13 protein-coding genes are annotated in these 15,223 nt (G+C 62.3%); 10 read left to right on the top strand and 3 right to left on the bottom strand.

The window, feature by feature from the left end:
• The 9 genes from IPF85_RS10650 to IPF85_RS10610 all read left to right on the top strand — a co-directional run bounded on the left by IPF85_RS10650 (position 1) and on the right by IPF85_RS10610 (position 9,478).
• Positions 1 to 2,349 (top strand): cation-translocating P-type ATPase, encoded by a 2,349-nt coding sequence (locus tag IPF85_RS10650; RefSeq protein WP_343408065.1) that lies wholly within the window; start codon positions 1 to 3, stop codon positions 2,347 to 2,349.
• 1 nt (position 2,350) lies between these two features.
• Entirely contained in the window at positions 2,351 to 2,956 is a 606-nt protein-coding gene (locus IPF85_RS10645) for an isoprenylcysteine carboxylmethyltransferase family protein (protein WP_343408064.1), read from the top strand.
• Between the two features lie 73 nt (positions 2,957 to 3,029).
• The gene (locus IPF85_RS10640; protein WP_343408063.1) at positions 3,030 to 4,061 is read left to right on the top strand and encodes a multicopper oxidase domain-containing protein; all 1,032 of its coding nucleotides are present in this window, start codon (positions 3,030 to 3,032) and stop codon (positions 4,059 to 4,061) included.
• A 16-nt stretch (positions 4,062 to 4,077) separates the two neighbouring features.
• Positions 4,078 to 5,322 (top strand): metal transporter, encoded by a 1,245-nt coding sequence (locus IPF85_RS10635; protein ID WP_343408062.1) that lies wholly within the window; start codon positions 4,078 to 4,080, stop codon positions 5,320 to 5,322.
• Positions 5,323 to 5,770: 448 nt separating this feature from the next.
• Complete coding sequence (locus tag IPF85_RS10630; RefSeq protein WP_343408061.1) at positions 5,771 to 6,205, top strand: PCYCGC motif-containing (lipo)protein; 435 nt, start codon at positions 5,771 to 5,773, stop codon at positions 6,203 to 6,205.
• A gap of 11 nt (positions 6,206 to 6,216) precedes the next feature.
• Positions 6,217 to 6,702 (top strand): hypothetical protein, encoded by a 486-nt coding sequence (locus IPF85_RS10625; protein ID WP_343408060.1) that lies wholly within the window; start codon positions 6,217 to 6,219, stop codon positions 6,700 to 6,702.
• Positions 6,702 to 8,063: a 4Fe-4S binding protein gene (locus tag IPF85_RS10620; protein WP_343408059.1), complete on the top strand. Its 1,362-nt coding sequence runs from the start codon at positions 6,702 to 6,704 to the stop codon at positions 8,061 to 8,063. The genes IPF85_RS10625 and IPF85_RS10620 overlap by 1 nt, the downstream gene beginning before the upstream one ends.
• A gap of 37 nt (positions 8,064 to 8,100) precedes the next feature.
• Complete coding sequence (locus IPF85_RS10615) at positions 8,101 to 9,111, top strand: c-type cytochrome (protein WP_343408058.1); 1,011 nt, start codon at positions 8,101 to 8,103, stop codon at positions 9,109 to 9,111.
• Between the two features lie 31 nt (positions 9,112 to 9,142).
• The gene (locus IPF85_RS10610) at positions 9,143 to 9,478 is read left to right on the top strand and encodes a hypothetical protein (protein WP_343408057.1); all 336 of its coding nucleotides are present in this window, start codon (positions 9,143 to 9,145) and stop codon (positions 9,476 to 9,478) included.
• Positions 9,479 to 9,663: 185 nt separating this feature from the next.
• Here the strand turns inward: IPF85_RS10610 and IPF85_RS10605 are convergent, their stop codons facing one another.
• Together IPF85_RS10605 and IPF85_RS10600 are read right to left on the bottom strand one after the other, a co-directional pair.
• The gene (locus IPF85_RS10605; RefSeq protein ID WP_343408056.1) at positions 9,664 to 10,092 is read right to left on the bottom strand and encodes a rhodanese-like domain-containing protein; all 429 of its coding nucleotides are present in this window, start codon (positions 10,090 to 10,092) and stop codon (positions 9,664 to 9,666) included.
• Positions 10,093 to 10,399: 307 nt separating this feature from the next.
• Positions 10,400 to 10,888 (bottom strand): ferritin, encoded by a 489-nt coding sequence (locus IPF85_RS10600; protein ID WP_343408055.1) that lies wholly within the window; start codon positions 10,886 to 10,888, stop codon positions 10,400 to 10,402.
• A 366-nt stretch (positions 10,889 to 11,254) separates the two neighbouring features.
• On the opposite strand from IPF85_RS10600, the gene glyS reads away from it, so the two are divergent.
• Positions 11,255 to 14,266 carry a glycine--tRNA ligase subunit beta gene (glyS, locus tag IPF85_RS10595; protein ID WP_343408054.1) on the top strand — a complete coding sequence of 1,004 codons (3,012 nt, stop codon included), beginning with the start codon at positions 11,255 to 11,257 and terminating at the stop codon, positions 14,264 to 14,266.
• Here the strand turns inward: glyS and IPF85_RS10590 are convergent.
• The gene (locus IPF85_RS10590; RefSeq protein ID WP_343408053.1) at positions 14,263 to 15,162 is read right to left on the bottom strand and encodes a quinate 5-dehydrogenase; all 900 of its coding nucleotides are present in this window, start codon (positions 15,160 to 15,162) and stop codon (positions 14,263 to 14,265) included. The genes glyS and IPF85_RS10590 overlap by 4 nt on opposite strands.
• Positions 15,163 to 15,223 lie beyond the last annotated feature (61 nt).

The following is a 15,223-nucleotide window of genomic DNA, read 5'->3' as shown; positions in this document are numbered from 1 at the left end:
ATGTCCGCATCCACCCTTCAATTAGAAATCCCCGTCGTGCTGCCTCACATCGAGGACGAACGCGACCAATGCGTGGGCCGGCTCACCGAGCTGATCGCCGCCCGCAAGGGCATCCAACAGGCTCATATCGAGCGCCAAAACGGCCAGGCGTTGGTCTGCCTGCACTACGATCCCAATCTGCTGTCTCTGGAAGCCGTGCAGCGCCTGGCGCAGCGGGCCGGCGCACAGATCACCGACCGTTTCCATCACATCCACCTACCCATCGCGGGGATGGACTGCTCGGACTGCGTGACGGTGATCGAGCACGGCGTGGGCCGGCTCGACGGCGTGCTGACGGTGAGCGTGAATTACGCAGCCCAGAGCATGCGCGTAGAGTTCGACGGCCAGAAGGTCAACCAGGCGGCCATCGAGCACCGCGTGCGTTCGCTAGGCTACACCATCCCGGTCGCTGGCTTGCGGAGCTGGTTCCAGGAGAACCGGGAACTGCTCTTTAGCCTGGCCGCGGGGCTGCTCGTGCTGCTCGGTTGGGCCGGGGGCGGCTTCTTGGGGCTGCCTGGGCCGGCGAGCCTGGCCTTGTACCTCGGCGCCTATCTCCTCGGCGGGTGGGACGTCGGCCGCCACGCCTTCCACGCGTTGCGCGAGCGGCGCTTCGACACCGATCTGCTGATGGTGATCGCGGCCTTGGGCGCGGCCGCGTTGGGCGACTTCGCGGAGGGCGGCCTGCTGCTGTTCCTGTTCAGTCTGGGACATGTGCTGGAGGAACGCGCCCTCGATCGCGCCCGCGCAGCAGTACGAGCACTGGCAGACCTGGCCCCAAAGACCGCCCTCGTCCGCCGCGATGGAAAAGAGCAGGAACTTCCCGTTGAATCTTTGCGACTCGATGATGTCGTCATCGTCCGCCCTGGCGTGCGCATTCCCATGGATGGCATCATCCTGGATGGAAATTCTGGCGTGGACCAGTCCTCGGTGACGGGCGAATCTCTGCCCATTGATAAAGCGCCTGGCGACAATGTTTTTGCAAGCACGGTCAATGGCGAAGGCGCGCTGGAAGTGAAAGTGACGCGCCTTGCCAAAGATTCAACGCTTGCCCGCGTGATGAAAATGGTCGAGGAAGCCCAGGCGCAAAAATCACCCACGCAACAAATCGTCGAAAAATTCGAGCGGGTCTTTGTTCCCGCCGTGCTGGTCCTCACCGCGCTGATCATCATCGTTCCCCCGTTGTTCAGTTTTCCGTTCCACGACTCTTTTCTCCGCGCAATGACTCTCCTCGTCGCTGCCTCGCCCTGCGCCCTCGCGCTTGGCACGCCTGCCACGATCCTCGCGGGCGTCGCGCAAGCCGCGCGCAACGGTGTGCTGGTCAAGGGCGGCGTGCATCTCGAAAACCTGGGTCGTCTCAAAGTCATCGCCTTCGACAAAACGGGTACGGTGACTCATGGTCAGCCTGAGGTAACGGATATCGTCGTGGTCCCAGCCTCGGGGTGGAAGGAGGCGGATTTATTGTCCCTCGCCGCGGGAGCGGAATCACGATCCGCGCATCCCCTCGCCCAGGCAGTCGTCCGCTCGGCTCAGACTCGGGGTCTGCCTGTTTCCGTTATGGATGAAGTCGAGTCGCTGACGGGACGCGGCTTGCGCGCCGTCTCGAATGGCAAGACGGTTTGGATCGGCAATCAAAAATTGATGGGTGAAGCGGGTGTGCCGCTCTCCCCCGACGCGCTCGATCACTCGCAGTCATTTCAGCAGGCGGGCAAGACTTTGATGTGGGTCGCAGTGAATAATATGTTGGTTGGTTTGATTGCTCTCGCCGATACCTTGCGCCGCGAAGCCGCGCCGACCATGCAAGCGCTGAAACAATTGGGCGTGGCGCATACCATCATGTTGACGGGCGACAACGCGCGTTCCGCCTCCGCCATTGCCGCTGAAGTTGGGCTGACGGAATTTCGCGCTGACCTGATGCCCGAAGATAAACTGACAATCATTCGCGATCTTGTAAAGGAATATGGACAGGTTGCCATGATCGGCGACGGAGTGAACGACGCCCCCGCGCTAGCAAATGCGACGGTGGGGATTGCCATGGGCGGCGCAGGGACGGATGTTGCATTGGAAACAGCCGACGTTGCCTTGATGGGCGATGATCTGTCCAAACTGCCTTTTGCTGTTGGGTTGGGACGCGCCACCCGCGCGATCATTATGCAAAATCTGTTCATCTCTCTCGGCGTGATTGCCCTGCTCATCATCACATCGTTGACGGGCATCGTCAGCATCGGCATTGCCATCATCTTCCACGAAGGCAGTACGCTGGTCGTTGTGGCAAATGCTTTGAGGTTGCTGGGATATCAGGAGAGAAAGTAATATGGAAACCGTCACAGATTGGGTGGTGAGTGCAGGTTCAGCGGTGCTCATGATCGTTGTGATAGGTAGTTGGCTTGTCAGTGTTCGCTCGCAGAAATCGGCGCGGACTATATCGAGCCGCTGGTTTGCTTTGCCAGCCTGGGGACAGGTCATGCTCGGATTTACGACGATTGCCATGTTTATCTGGCTCGGTTCCGTGTTGTGGATTCCCCTGCCTTTACGCCTGTCAGAACCTGGAACAACGATTCTGCGCTCCATCGGGCTGGGGATCTTTCTCGTCGGGTTGTTCCTCCCGTTATGGGCGCGCTGGGCATTGGGCGCTGTGTACGGGATCAGCACAAGTTCGTCCGCACCATTACAGGAGAAACATCGCCTCGTCCAGCGCGGACCGTATGTTTTCATCCGCCATCCGATGTATCTTGGCTACTGGCTGGTGATACTCGGAGTCCTGTTGACGTATCGCACGTGGACGCCGCTGGCGTTGCTGGCAATGACTGTGCCATCGTTTCATCGTCGGGCGCGGCGCGAAGAAGTTTCGCTTGAAGAGACATTCGGCGCGGAGTGGCATGCCTACGCGGCAAGAGTGCCGATGTTCCTTCCGCGCTGAAAAAAGAAATCGAAGGAGACCTCGCGGAAGAAGCGCCAGCGAACTAGAAGGATTGGATGTAAGAGAGGTTGTGATGAAAAGTAAGGCGAATGGGCGGCTAAGCAGACGGGAGTTTCTGGCCGCAAGCGTGGCCACGAGTGGCGTGGCCATTCTGTTTGCGGCCGGCGTCGCCGCGCAGGAACACACACCAGTGGCTGACCACACCGGCGTGGCGGCGGTCCCTGCTGCGGGGATGGCCCACGGTGAAAACAGCGGGCTGGTCGGCGAGGTGAATTTGGCGAATTTCGACCCGACCGAGTTTCTGTATGACTTCGACTGGGGTCAGGAGAGTGTGGCGCCCGATGGACGGACCGTGCGCGAGTGGCAGATTGCTGCAGTTGACAAAGAGATCGAGGTGGCGCCGGGCGTGTTCTTCCCCGCCTGGACCTACAACGGCCAGGTTCCAGGGCCGACGTTTCGCTGCCGGCAGGGCGACCTGTTGCGTTTCCGCTTCCGCAATGCCTCCGCTCATCCGCACACCATCCATTTTCACGGCATCCATCCGCCGAGCATGGATGGCGTGACGCCGGTGGTCCCGACCGGCGGCGACTTCGTCTACGAGTTCGAGGCCAAGCCGTTCGGGCTGCATCTGTATCACTGCCACGTGATGCCCCTCAAGCGGCACATCCACAAGGGCCTCTACGGGGCGTTCATCATTGATCCGCCAGCAGGCCGTCCGCCGGCGAGGGAGATGGTGATGGTGATGAACGGCTTCGATACCAACTTCGACAACGAGAACGAGGTCTACGCGGTCAACACCGTCGCGTTCCATTACGTCAAACACCCCATCCAGGTCAAGGTAGGCGAGTTGATCCGGGTTTACCTGGTCAACGTGACCGAGTTCGACCCCGTGAATTCCTTCCATCTGCACGCCAGCATGTATCGGCTCTACCGCACCGGCACCAACCTGGAGCAGTACGAGTACACTGACAACGTGATCATGGGGCAGGGCGAGCGTCACGTGCTGGAGTTCACCCTGGAATACCCCGGCCAGTACATGTTCCACGCGCACCAGAGCGAGCTGGCCGAGCTGGGTTGGATGGGCCTGTTCGAGGCCACGGCGTGAGGACCGAGGTGACATAATGACTACATCAGAGAAAAGGATCACTGCCGGGGGCCTGCCCCTTTGGGTCTCCGGTCTCATCCCGCTGGTCGCGTTGGCGTTGATGCTGGCGGTTTTTGCTTTCGGCAACCCACTTGCGCTCTTCAAAGCGGATTTGCCCCCCATCGAAAACCTGACTTTCGAGCGCATTACTGTGACATCGGCTGGCTTCGAGGCGCACCTCATCAACGGCGGGCCTGATCCGGTGACGGTGGCGCAGGTGATGGTGGATGATGCGTACTGGCAATTTCGGATCACGCCGGCGGCGGCGATCCCCCGCCTGGGGCGGGCGGTGTTGTCCATCCCCTATCCCTGGGTGGCGACCGAGCCGAACCTGATCCGCATCGTCACCTCGACCGGGGCCACGTTCGAGGGCGCAGTCGCCATCGCCACGCCCACACCGCAGCCCGGCCTGGCTGAGTTCGCGGCCTACGGCTTGCTTGGCGTCTACGTGGGCATCATCCCGGTGGGCCTGGGCCTGCTCTGGTATCCGGTGATGAAGCGGATGGGCCGCAAGTGGCTCGGCGCCGTGCTGGCGTTGACGCTGGGGCTGTTGGTGTTCCTGTTGATTGACACGCTGTTGGAGGCGTTCGAGGTGGCGGCCGTGCTGCCCGGCGCATTCCAGGGGATTCCGCTGGTGCTCTTCGCCGCCCTGCTGACCTGGCTGGTGCTGCTGGCGATCGGTTCGGGCCGGCGCAATAGGACAGACGCTTCATCTCCCGCTCGCCGCGGGGTCTACTTGGCAACCCTGATCGCCTTCAGCATCGGCCTGCACAATCTGGGCGAAGGCCTCGCTATCGGCGCGGCGTTTGCGCTCGGTGAAGCCGCGCTCGGATCCTTCCTGGTGATCGGCTTCACGCTGCACAACATCACCGAAGGCATCGGGATTGCGGCGCCGCTGGTGTCTGGAAAGCAGACAGGCGAGGCAACCACCGCAGCGGTTCCCGAAGGTCCGGCTTTGTTGACCTTCCTGGGACTGGCGCTGCTGGCCGGATCCCCCGCGATTCTCGGCGCCTGGATCGGCGGCTTCGCCTTCTCGCCGCTGCTGGCCAGTCTGTTCCTGGGCATGGGGGTCGGCGCCATCTGGCAGGTCGTTGTAGAAGTAACGGCGCTGCTCAAGGGCTACGCCGAGCGTGAAGGCGCTTCGCTTTACTCATGGGCCAACGTCGGCGGCTTCCTGGTAGGTCTACTCATCATGTATTTCACTGCGCTCTTGGTAAACTAAGCACAGTTAGGCGCTACCCTCAGTGACTCCGATGAGATAACTTAGCCTGTTTTCGACACCCCAATGGGTAGTAGGTCATCAGGCACTTGCCACAAGTCGTCGCGTAGAACGTTTGAGCGAAAACAGAACTGTTCCTACAGGTTGTGTGCGATTTGCCAATGACCACAAGCTGTTGTATAAAAACATCTGTTCTATGTCGAAAACAGGCTTAGAGTACAAGGCTGTAGCGGGAAACAGGTCATGCGGTCGTGCTGTGGCACATCCCTGTGCCACAGCACGAGGCGAGCTCCAAATCTGCGGTGGCTGCTGGCGTGGTTGTCGCGCCAAATGGCGCACTCTCCTTGCGCCGGACGGCGCTTACGGCCATGATGCCAGGCAAGTATACTACCGTTGCTTGTTGATGTTAGCACCATTCTTCACAACAAAAGGACTTCCGCGGAGCAACACCTTGTCAAAACGACTCTTCTTTCTACTACCGGGCCTCATCATCGGCAGCTTTCTGCTGGCAGCCTGTACCGCGGGTGGGCAACAGAATAGTCAGGTTAAACTGGCGTCCGTTTCAAGCCTGCCTAAACAGATGCAGGATGCGCCCGTTGCTGTGCGCACGGCCTACCAATTCGCGATCACCAACCCTGACGCCTTGCAGAACGTGCCGTGCTACTGTGGCTGCGGGGCCATTGGGCACAAGAGCAACCTGGCTTGCTACATCAAGGAGTTCGGCGCGGACGGCAAGCCGGTTTTCGACGATCATGCCATGGGTTGCAGCATCTGCGTGGACATCGCCACCGACGTGATGAAGATGACCGGCGATGGTAAGTCGCCGGCCGCTATCCGCCAGCAGATCGTGGACACCTACAGCAAGTTCGGGCCGGCCAACCAGTGAGCAGAGGGCCAATGGCAGAGAGCAGAGGCCGCGCGGTGGGCTTGCCGAGCGTCCCCAGGACGCGCTGGTGGGCGGCTGGAGTCACCATGTCGCTCGTGTTGTTGACTTTACTGGCGCCTCTGCCGGTGATAGGCGCGGCGCCGCAGGAGCGCCACATCACGATCTCGGCTCGCAGTTTTGCGTTCGAACCGGGGACGGTGCGGGTGAACCGAGGCGATACGCTGATCATCAACCTGGAGTCCACCGACGTGGTGCATGGATTGTATGTGGACGGCTATGGTCTCGCGACCCAGGCCGAGCCAGGCCGGCCAGGTCAGCTCACCTTTGTCGCCGACCGCAGCGGGGCCTTCCGTTTTCGCTGCAATGTGGCGTGCGGCAACCTGCACCCATTCATGATCGGCAAGCTGGTGGTCGGCCCGAACCTGACCTGGCTGCGAGCGATCGCAGCCACGCTGATCACGGCGGTCGGCGCGATGACCGCCTTCTGGAAACGCTGATGCGCTACGCCATTTCGGACGTCCCCATCATCAAGCGTATGCTTCGCTCGCGCTGGCTGCAGTGGAGTCTGACTGCGCTCACGCTGCTCTTCTTCGTGCTGGCCATCATCGCGGGGCTGGTCGGCACGCCGGCCGGCAACCGCAACTTCGGCATCGTCTTCGTCTGGATCGTCTGGTGGGCGCTGTTGATCCTCCTGTTGCTGCCGTTCGCGGGCCGGTTGTGGTGCGGCGTCTGCCCCATCCCCGCGCCGGGCGAATGGCTGCAGCGGCGCGCACTGGTGCAGCCGCGGCCGGGGGGTAAGCTTTACACCCTCGGCAAGCAGTGGCCGCGAGCCTTGCGTAACATCTGGCTGCAAAACGTGGGCTTCCTGGGCGTCGCGCTCTTTTCCACGGTCATCCTGACGACGCCTCTGGCCACCGCACTGGTGCTGCTCGGTTTCATGATCGTCGCCATCGGCACCAGCCTGGTCTTCGAACGGCGCACCTTCTGCCGCTACCTCTGCCCGGTCGGCGGTTTCATCGGGCTTTACAGCCAGGTCGCGCCGATCGAACTGCGGGTGAAGGATACCGCGATCTGCGCCGGCCATACCGAAAAGACCTGCTATACCGGCAGCGATGAAGGCTATGGCTGCCCCTGGCTGGTCTTCCCCGGCAGCCTGACGAACAATATGTCCTGCGGGCTATGCACCGAATGCCTGAAGACCTGCACGCGCGACAACATCGCTCTCTTCGTGCGCCAGCCCGGCGCCGACCTCCTCAAGACCACCGGCCACAAGCTCGATGAGGCCTACAAGGGTCTGATCATGCTGGCCTGCGCCTTCATCTACTCCACGGTGCTGATCGGGCCATGGGGCGTGCTGAAAGAAACCGCGCGGGCGGTGGGCACGCCGGGCTGGTTCGCCTACGCCGGCATCTTCCTGGCGCTGAACCTGGCGATCCTACCTGGTTTGTTCTGGCTGGCCGTGCGCGGCGGACAGTGGATCAGCCAACCCGCGAAGACGACCATGCGCAAGCTCTTCTCCGATTACGCGGCCACCCTGGTGCCGTTGGGGCTGACCGCCTGGATTGCGTTCTCGCTGTCGTTCGTCCTGGTGAACTTCTCGTATGCCTGGTCGGTGCTGTCCGATCCGCTGGGCTGGGGGTGGAACCTGCTGGGCACGGTGGGCCTGAAATGGACGCCCTACATCCCAGGTCTCGTACCCTACCTGCAAGTGCCGGTGCTGCTGATCGGCCTCACCGCGGCGATCGCGCTCGCGCTGCGCACGGCCCGCCAACACGGCCAAACGCCGTGGGCCGCAGCGCCCGTGACGGTCTTCTGTACCGCTGCGACGCTGGGGCTCTTGGGCTTGTACCTGGCCTGAGAATCGAGAACGGGAAATCAGGGGAACAAAGAAAGCGATGAAACACGTCCGATCACGAATCAAGGAGGAGTTGTTCGCCCTGGGGGTCGTCCTGGTCGTGCTGGTGGCCTTCCCGGCCGGCATCTTTGGCTACCAGGCGTGGCGGACGGCCTCGGCTGGCGTCAAGATTGTGGAGATCGTGGCCCGCGCGCCGGAGCAGGGCGGGTTCAGCCCGGACCGGTTGAGCCTCCGGGTAGGTGAGACTGTCAGGCTGCGCATCAGCTCGCCGGACGTGGTGCATGGGTTGACCATCCCTGGCCTGGGCGTCAATGTCAATGATATCTACCCCGGCAAGGTGGTTGAGGTGGACGTGACGCCGGACAAGCCGGGGCGTTATGCCTTCGCCTGCACCCGCTGGTGCAGTGTGGATCACTGGCGCATGCGCGGGGTCATCGAGGTCACGGGAGGTTCGCCGCCGGTGATAGCGACCACAGAGCCGCCCCTGTTCCAGCAGCTCGGCATTGACCTTGACGCCATGCCGCACGAGGCGCATGCCACGCCCAACGCCACACCCTCAATCAGTGTGGGCGCGGCGCTGAATGTGGCGCTGCCGCAGGATCTGACCGACCCGGCCACACGCCGTACGCTTGCGCCCGCCGGCGCGTTCGATAACCTGCGGGCCGATCCCGCCAACGCCGCGCTGAGCGATGCCGATGTTTGGAACCTGGTGGCGTGGGCGTGGATGAAGGATGTTTCGCCCACCGCGCTCGCGCGCGCCGCGACGCTCTACGCCCGCGATTGCGCGGCCTGCCACGGCCCGGATGGCAAGGGGAAAGGCCCGGCCGGCCTCAATCTGCCCGGCTTGCAGAAAATGGACCCCGCCATGCCGTCAGGGCCGGCCGACTTCACCGACCCTGCGCACATGCTGGCGGCCAGCGATGTGCTGCTCCAGGGTAAGCTGCTGCGCGGGGGCATGGGCACCGGCATGCCGGAGTTCGGCTCGCTGTATACGGACGAAGAACAGTGGGCGATGATCGCTTATCTCCGAACGTTCCTGTTCGCGAAATAAGGCCCCAACTGAGATTAGTAAGGAGGAATAGATGTCTACGAAGGCCAATCCAGTCCCACAGGGCCGCAAGGTCAAGACCCCGCCCCCAAAGCGCAGCAGCCTGCCGCTCTATGTGGCCGGCGGCGCGTTGCTCGTCATTGTCGTCGGCGTCGTGCTGTTGGCGAGCGCCGGGCGCGGCTCGTCCGGTACGAGCGTTCCGGCACAGGTTACCGGCAGGCCAAGCCTCGTTGTCGATCGGGAGCAGATTGATTTGGGTAAGGTGCCCCTTGACATACCGGTCAAGGCCACTTTCAAGCTTAGCAACGTCGGCGACCAGCCGCTGCAGATCGTGAGCCAGCCGGTCGTCGAAGTCAAGCAGGGCTGCTGACCGCCCAAAGCGGTCGTCGGTTCGACGACCATCCAGCCAGGGCAGAGCACGCAGCTTTCGATGGAATTCATGATGCACAAGGGGATGGAGGGTCTGCACGACTTCCGGGTGAAGGTGAAAACCAATGACCCGGTGAAGCCGGAAATGGAACTGGTCGTGCTTTCCGATTGGGGAACGTAACCTGGTCAGGGTCGAACCAGGGAACGGCCGCCGGCCTCCCATGCGACCATGCCGCCAGTTACGTCGTAGACGTTTGTGTACCCCAGTTCAACCAGGCGCCGCGCGGCAATATCGCTCATGCGGCCGCTGCGGCAGTAGAGAACAATTTTGTCATCCCGGCCGGGCAGCTCCGCCAGGTGTTGATCAATCTGATCGAACGGAATCGAAAGGTCGGTTTCCGGCAGATCACCCTCGAACGGAACATGGACGTTCACCAGGGTGAAGTCCTTCGTATCCGCCAGCATTTGGGCCAATTGATCTACGTTGATGCGGGTGAGAGCGCCAGACGATGCAGCCTCCGGCGCCACAGACTGCGGCGCCGGAGGCGCCGAGGCGCAGGCGCCCAGGATCACGGCTGCCAGCAACGATAGAAGAAAGACAGAGTGCTTTTTCATCATATTTCCTCACAGAACTCACGCAGTGCTGACAACAACGGCCACGAATGACACGAACGAGCGCGAAGTTCGGGGGGCTTTTCGTGCCAGTTTGTGAAATTCGTGGCCGAAAATCAGGCTGGTGGCGCAACTTCCGTTTCTTAGCCTGTTTTCGACACCCCAATGGGTAGTGGGTCATCAGGCACTTGCCACAAGCCGTCGCGTAGAACGTTTGAGCGAAAACAGGACTGTTCCTACAGGTTGTGTGCGATTTGCCAATGACCACAAGCTGTTGTGTAGAAACATCTGTTCTATGTCGAAAACAGGCTTAGTTGCGCGCGGCCAGTTGGCGGTCAATCATGAAGAGGGCGGCCGGTGAATCGCCAACCATCTTCAGTTGCTCCACAACGCCGGTGGCATTCTTCTCTTCTTCAACCTGCTCGTTGATGAACCAGTGTAACAAGACCTGCGTCGGATAGTCAGCCTCTTTCACAGCCAGGGCATACAGGTCATGGATGGACTTCGTCACCTTCTGCTCGTGGGCCAGGACTTCCTCGAACGCCAGCAGCGGCGAGCCAAAGGCGGTGGGCGGCTGCGCAATCGCCTGCAGCAGCACGGCCCCGCCGCGCTCGATCAAGAACTCGAAGAACTTCATCCCGTGCTCGGTCTCTTCCGCGCTCTGCTTGCGCATCCATTGGGCCGCGCCCGGCAGATTCTGGTTCTCGAAATAGGCTGCCATGGACAGATACACGTAGGACGAGTACAGCTCTTTGTTGACCTGCTGATTGATGGCGTCCTGCATCGTTTTGCTTAACATAATAGGTTTCTCCCTGATTTTTAGATACGTTCCATTGCGTCCTGCAGTGCAGCAACGCTGATGGTATGACGGCATTGTCTCACATTTGGACACCAAATGCAACCGTTTCGTAACTGCTCAGCCTGCCTGGAATTCAGACAGGATTCACAGGATTGACAGGATATTCGAACTCTCGTGCCGATAGTTTTGCACACCACAGAGCAAGAATCCTGTTCATCCTGTTCATCCTGTCAAATCAACTTGCAGGGTGAGCAGTTACACCGTTTCGGTTTTTCGGGAGGCAAATTTGGTGTGTGCCTGTGCATCTGGTAGAATCGTTTCGATCTGACAGAAGAATCAAGAAAGAACAGAAATCGAGTATTTTTTATGAGCGCAAATCAATTCGCCTTTCAAGATGTTATCATGCGCCTGCAGCACTTCTGGGCCGAGCAGGGCTGCCTGATCTGGCAGCCCTACAGCGAAAAGGTGGGCGCGGGCACGATGAACCCGGCCACCGTGCTGCGCGTGCTGGGGCCAGAGCCGTGGAACGTGGCCTACGCCGAGCCCAGCTTCCGCGCCGACGACGGCCGCTACGGCGAGAACCCCAACCGCATGCAGATGCACACCCAATTCCAGGTCATCCTCAAGCCTGATCCGGGCAATCCGCAGGAACTTTACCTGCAAAGCCTGGAAGCCATCGGCATCGAACGCCGCAAGCACGACATCCGTTTCGTCGAAGACAACTGGGCCAGCCCCGCGCTGGGCGCATGGGGCCTGGGCTGGGAAGTCTGGCTGGACGGGCTGGAGATCACGCAGTTCACCTACTTCCAGCAGGCCGGCGGCGTGCCGCTCGATCCCATCAGCGTGGAGATCACCTACGGCCTGGAGCGCATCGTCATGTTCCTGCAAGATGTGCGCGAGGTGTGGAAGATTGACTGGGACGGCCGCCGCACCTACGGCGATGTGCTCCTGCAACCGGAGATCGAGCACTGCCAGTACAACTTCGACGTGGCTGATGTGGACAACCTGCGCCAGATGTACAACCTGTTCGAGGCCGAAGCCAAGAACGCCCTGCGCCATCACCTGGTGATCCCTGCACACGACAACGTGCTGCGCTGCTCCAATACCTTCAACATCCTCGATGCCCGCGGGGCTGTCGGTGTGACCGAGCGCGCCAGCTACTTCGCCCGCATGCGCGACCTCGCGCGGCAGGTTTCAGACGAATACCGGCAGCAGCGCCAGCGCCTGGAGTATCCGTGGCTGGCCGAAAGCAGCACAGCCGCCGCCGCTGCCGTCTCCGCCGGTCAGGCCGCTGAATCCCCGGCCCCGGCGGGGACCGCGCAAGACCTGCTCTTCGAGATCGGCGTGGAAGAACTGCCCGTGGATGATGTGGTCTTGGGCAGCGCTCAGTTAGAAACGCTGGCCCGCCAGCGCCTGAGCGAGGCTCGCCTGAGCTTTACTGCGCTGACGACCACGGGCGCGCCGCGGCGCCTGGTGTTGCAGGTACAAGGGCTGGCCCCGCGGCAGGCCGACGACGAACAGGTGGTCAAGGGGCCGCCGCTCAAAGCCGCGTTCGATGCGCAGGGCCAACCGACTAAGGCTGCGGAGGGCTTTGCACGCAAGTACGGCCTGGCCGTGGCCGACTTGGTGCGCCGCAGCGATGCCAGCGGCGAATACCTGTACGCGGTACAGACCATTCCTGGCCGGCCGGCGCCGCAGGTGCTGCGAGACCTGCTGCCGGCGCTGGTGTCCAGCCTGAGCTTTGGCAAGCCCATGCGCTGGAACTCCAACGGCGTCGCCTTCACGCGGCCCATCCGCTGGTTCGTGGCCCTGTTCGGCAGCCAGGTCATTCCCTTCACCTACGGCAACGCCAGCAGCGGCCGCACGACACGCGGCCTGCGGCCGGACAACTCGCCGGCCATTGACATCGCGCAGGCGGCCGACTATGACCAGGCCATGGCCGGCGCGGGCGTAGTGGTCGAACGGACGCAGCGCCGCGCCCTGATCACGCAGCAACTGGCCGAGCTGGCCGCGACGGTGGGCGGCGAAATTCCGCACGATGCCGCGCTGCTCGATGAAGTGACCGACCTGGTGGAGGCGCCGTGCGCGCTGCTCGGCTCCTTCGACCCGGCCTATTTGAGCCTGCCGCGCGAGGTGCTCATCACCGTCATGAAGAAGCACCAGCGCTACTTCCCGGTCATGCGGGCAGGATCGGAACAGATGTTGCCCTATTTCATCACCGTGGCCAACGGCGCGCCCCGCGATCCAGACGTGGTGCGGCATGGCAACGAAGGGGTGATCCGGGCGCGCTACGCGGACGCAGCCTACTTCGTGCGTGAGGACCGCAAAAAGCCGCTGGCGGCCTACAATCCCCGCCTGGCGACCATGACCTTCCAGGAAAAGCTCGGCTCCATGCTCGACAAGGCGCAGCGCCTGGAAGGGATGACACCGGTCCTGGCTGAACGCCTGGGCCTGAGCGCAGATGAGACCGCGACCGCCGTGCGCGCCGCGCAGCTCAGCAAGGCCGACCTGGGTACCCAGATGGTGACTGAGATGACCTCGCTGCAAGGCATCATGGGCCGCGAGTATGCGCGTGAGAGTGGAGAATCAGAGGCAGTGGCAACGGCCATCTTCGAGGCCTATCTGCCGCGCTTTGCCGGCGATCGCCTGCCCCGCGCCAAACCGGGCCTGGTCGTCGGCCTGGCGGACCGGCTGGACAGTCTGCTCGGCCTTTTCAGCGTGGGCCTGGCGCCTACCGGTTCGGCCGATCCGTTCGGGCTGCGCCGCGCGGCCCTGGGCATCGTCGCCAATCTGATCGAACACCAGGCCTTCTTCTCGGTGCGCGGCGGCCTGGCGCTAACCGCGCAGCAATTGCCGGCGCCAGTCTCGGCGCAGGCCGGTGAGGATGCCGCCGTCTTCGTGGCGCGGCGCCTGGAGCAGATGCTCAAGGATCAGGGTTTGCGCTTCGATCTGGTGGATGCCGTGCTGGCCGTGCGGGCCGATGATCCGTACCGGACCTTCCGCACGGTGACGGCGCTGCAAGACGCGCTTCGGACCCCGGCCTGGCCGGCCGCGCTGACCGCGTACGCGCGCTGTAAACGCATCGTGCGCCCGCTGACCGAGCGCTACCCGCTGGCGCCGGACGCATTGACCGCGGATGTCAGCCGGCAACTCTATGAGAGCTACCTGGTGGCGCAGGCGCAGATTTCGCCGGACAGCGATGCGGACGTGCTGGTCAACGCGCTGATCGGCCTGACGGCGCCCATCAACCGCTTCTTCGAGCAGGTGATGGTCATGGCCGACGACCCTGCGCAGCGCCGCGCCAACCTGGGTCTGCTGCAGTCCATCGCCGCGCTGGCGGATGGGATTGTGGATTTGAGCAAGGTGCAGGGATTTTAATTTATCTTCTCCACGCTCGGCTGCCAGCCGGCGGCGGCGATCATGTCCTCCAGTTCGGCCGTGGTGAGGACACGCCCCTTGCCGGCTACGGCGGTCAGCGCGGCTTCCATCATGTTGGTGCCAAAAGAGCGGCCTTCGATGCGCGGGGTGCTGGTGATCAAATAGGCGATGCCGCGCTGGCGCAGCAGTTCCACGTCGGCCGCGGTCGTGGTGTTGGTAACGATGATCTTGCCCGGCAGGCGCTCCGGCAGGTGGCGCTTGATGTACAGAAAATCTCCGGCCACCACGCTGCCCCATTGATACCACGACTCGAATTTGGGCGTGATCTTTTCTTGCGAACTGCCGGTCGGATAAAGTACACTGATCGGCAGCAGGCCCATGATCGGCATCAGCACCCGCGCCAGGCGGCGCAGCGCGGGCAGGCCGCGCACCGGGATGGGCAGCCCGACGCCGAACATCAGATCGCCGAAAACCACCTCGAAACCGGCGCTGGCCAGCGACTGCGCCATGCCGTAGCGATCCACCGCCAGCGTCATGAACGCGCGGCGGTCGAGGATGGGCGTCTCCAGCCGCGGCTCGGCCATCTGCATGACGCGCTTCTCCATCGTATGCTTGAGGCCGCGACCGTCTACGGCTGGGGTCTTATGCACATTCCTGATCAGGCTCAGGCCAGAGCGCAGCGGGTACTCTCGATCTTCCAGGCGCAGGTAAAGCTCGACGCCGCCGACGCCAAACGCGTCCACCTTGCCGTCGAGTTCGGTAAAGAGGCGCTGCGCCTTACGCTCATCGCCGTCACAGCCGCGGCGCTCGATGCGCACCTGCTCGCCCAACAGCTCGATCTCAACCGTTTTATCCCGTGTTGAACTGCCCAGACTGATCGAAACCGCGTGTTTCATCCATTCGCTCCTTTGCCCTGTATGGTATAATTCTGAAGGTTCATCTATCATCATTATAACA

Source organism: Candidatus Amarolinea dominans (genome assembly GCF_016704685.1).
Lineage (GTDB): Bacteria > Chloroflexota > Anaerolineae > SSC4 > Amarolineaceae > Amarolinea > Amarolinea dominans.
Note: the sequence above shows the minus strand (reverse complement) of the source record. Positions and strands in the feature narration are given on the sequence as shown.

What these genes read in the sequence shown, in the direction of transcription:
- glyS (WP_343408054.1), top strand. Translation starts at nt 11,255, where the DNA reads ATGAGCGCAAATCAATTCGCCTTTCAAGATGTTATCATGCGCCTGCAG.
- IPF85_RS10615 (WP_343408058.1), top strand. Translation starts at nt 8,101, where the DNA reads ATGAAACACGTCCGATCACGAATCAAGGAGGAGTTGTTCGCCCTGGGG.
- IPF85_RS10620 (WP_343408059.1), top strand. Translation starts at nt 6,702, where the DNA reads ATGCGCTACGCCATTTCGGACGTCCCCATCATCAAGCGTATGCTTCGC.
- IPF85_RS10605 (WP_343408056.1), bottom strand. Translation starts at nt 10,092, where the DNA reads ATGAAAAAGCACTCTGTCTTTCTTCTATCGTTGCTGGCAGCCGTGATC.
- IPF85_RS10640 (WP_343408063.1), top strand. Translation starts at nt 3,030, where the DNA reads ATGAAAAGTAAGGCGAATGGGCGGCTAAGCAGACGGGAGTTTCTGGCC.
- IPF85_RS10650 (WP_343408065.1), top strand. Translation starts at nt 1, where the DNA reads ATGTCCGCATCCACCCTTCAATTAGAAATCCCCGTCGTGCTGCCTCAC.
- IPF85_RS10625 (WP_343408060.1), top strand. Translation starts at nt 6,217, where the DNA reads ATGGCAGAGAGCAGAGGCCGCGCGGTGGGCTTGCCGAGCGTCCCCAGG.
- IPF85_RS10645 (WP_343408064.1), top strand. Translation starts at nt 2,351, where the DNA reads ATGGAAACCGTCACAGATTGGGTGGTGAGTGCAGGTTCAGCGGTGCTC.
- IPF85_RS10590 (WP_343408053.1), bottom strand. Translation starts at nt 15,162, where the DNA reads ATGAAACACGCGGTTTCGATCAGTCTGGGCAGTTCAACACGGGATAAA.
- IPF85_RS10600 (WP_343408055.1), bottom strand. Translation starts at nt 10,888, where the DNA reads ATGTTAAGCAAAACGATGCAGGACGCCATCAATCAGCAGGTCAACAAA.
- IPF85_RS10610 (WP_343408057.1), top strand. Translation starts at nt 9,143, where the DNA reads ATGTCTACGAAGGCCAATCCAGTCCCACAGGGCCGCAAGGTCAAGACC.
- IPF85_RS10635 (WP_343408062.1), top strand. Translation starts at nt 4,078, where the DNA reads ATGACTACATCAGAGAAAAGGATCACTGCCGGGGGCCTGCCCCTTTGG.